This is a genomic window from Limnohabitans sp. Jir72 (assembly GCF_003063575.1).
Classification (GTDB): Bacteria; Pseudomonadota; Gammaproteobacteria; order Burkholderiales; family Burkholderiaceae_C; genus Limnohabitans_A.
This window is the reverse complement of the sequence record NZ_NESC01000028.1, coordinates 1-1798: the sequence shown is the minus strand read 5'-3', so window position 1 is coordinate 1798 and position 1798 is coordinate 1. Positions and strand designations below refer to the sequence as shown.

Here is a 1798-nt window from a genome sequence, read left to right as displayed (position 1 = left end):
CGCCTGCGTTCGCTGTCACCAGACCGTCCGCTTGAACGGTGCTGTTGAACACCGCTGCGCCTGTTGTGGTCAAGCTGCCGTTCGCTGTCGTCGCGCCGTTGAACTGCGTTGTGCCTGTGCTGGTCAGGTTGCCTGTGTTGGTCAAGCCCGCTGTGGTCGTCGCACCCACCACGTTCAAGCCACCCGTCACGTTCGCGCTGGCCAAGGTCGTTGCGCCTGCACTCAGCGTGCCGGTGATGTTGGCGTTGCCTGTGTTCGTCAGCGTACCTGTGTTGCTCAGACCTGTTGTGGTCGTCACGCCCAGGTTCGTCACCGTCGCGTTCAGACTGTTCAAGTTCGACTGACCCGTCACGCTCAAAGTGTCGCCCAGTGTCGTCGCGCCGTTGGCGTTCAAGGTACCTGCCGTTGTCAAGTTACCCGCAGTCACCGTGCCGTTGACCGTGCCTGTGCCAGACACCGTCAGGTTGCCTGCGCTCACGGCCAAGTTGCCGTTGGCCACCGTCACGCCTGCGTTCGCTGTCACCAGACCGTCCGCTTGAACGGTGCTGTTGAACACCGCTGCGCCTGTTGTGGTCAAGCTGCCGTTCGCTGTCGTCGCGCCGTTGAACTGCGTTGTGCCTGTGCTGGTCAGATCACCTGTGTTGGTCAAGCCCGCTGTGGTCGTCGCACCCACCACGTTCAAGCCACCCGTCACGTTCGCGCTGGCCAAGGTCGTTGCGCCTGCACTCAGCGTGCCGGTGATGTTGGCGTTGCCTGTGTTCGTCAGCGTACCTGTGTTGCTCAGACCTGTTGTGGTCGTCACGCCCAGGTTCGTCACCGTCGCGTTCAGACTGTTCAAGTTCGACTGACCCGTCACGCTCAAAGTGTCGCCCAGTGTCGTCGCGCCGTTGGCGTTCAAGGTACCTGCCGTTGTCAAGTTACCCGCAGTCACCGTGCCGTTGACCGTGCCTGTGCCAGACACCGTCAGGTTGCCTGCGCTCACGGCCAAGTTGCCGTTGGCCACCGTCACGCCTGCGTTCGCTGTCACCAGACCGTCCGCTTGAACGGTGCTGTTGAACACCGCTGCGCCTGTTGTGGTCAAGCTGCCGTTCGCTGTCGTCGCGCCGTTGAACTGCGTTGTGCCTGTGCTGGTCAGGTTGCCTGTGTTGGTCAAGCCCGCTGTGGTCGTCGCACCCACCACGTTCAAGCCACCCGTCACGTTCGCGCTGGCCAAGGTCGTTGCGCCTGCACTCAGCGTGCCGGTGATGTTGGCGTTGCCTGTGTTCGTCAGCGTACCTGTGTTGCTCAGACCTGTTGTGGTCGTCACGCCCAGGTTCGTCACCGTCGCGTTCAGACTGTTCAAGTTCGACTGACCCGTCACGCTCAAAGTGTCGCCCAGTGTCGTGGCACCGTTGGCGTTCAAGGTACCCGCTGTGCTGATGTTGCCTGCGTTCAGGTTAGCCGTCACGTTGGCGCTGGCCAATGTGGTGGTGCCAGCTGTCAAAGCACCCAAGGTGGTTTGACCGGTCACACCCAATGTGCCCGCCGTGCTGATGTTGCCTGCACTCAAGTTGCCTGCCACCGTCGCCACGTTCGCATTGACCGTGCCGATGTTGCCGGTCGTTGCAGTCAACGTGCCGTTCACATTGGTCGTGCCCAGGTTGGTCACTGCAGCGTTCAAGTTAGCCAGTGTCGACTGACCCGTCACGCTCAAAGTGTCGCCCAGTGTCGTCGCGCCGTTGGCGTTCAAGGTACCTGCCGTTGTCAAGTTACCCGCAGTCACCGTGCCGTTGACCGTGCCTGTGCCAGACACCGTCAG

Annotated in this window: 1 protein-coding gene; it reads right to left on the bottom strand. The window is 61.7% G+C overall.

Translation table 11 applies throughout. The features are described from left to right. The coding region (locus tag B9Z52_RS17925; protein ID WP_199222138.1) for an S-layer family protein at positions 1–1798 on the bottom strand (1798 nt) is incomplete at both ends.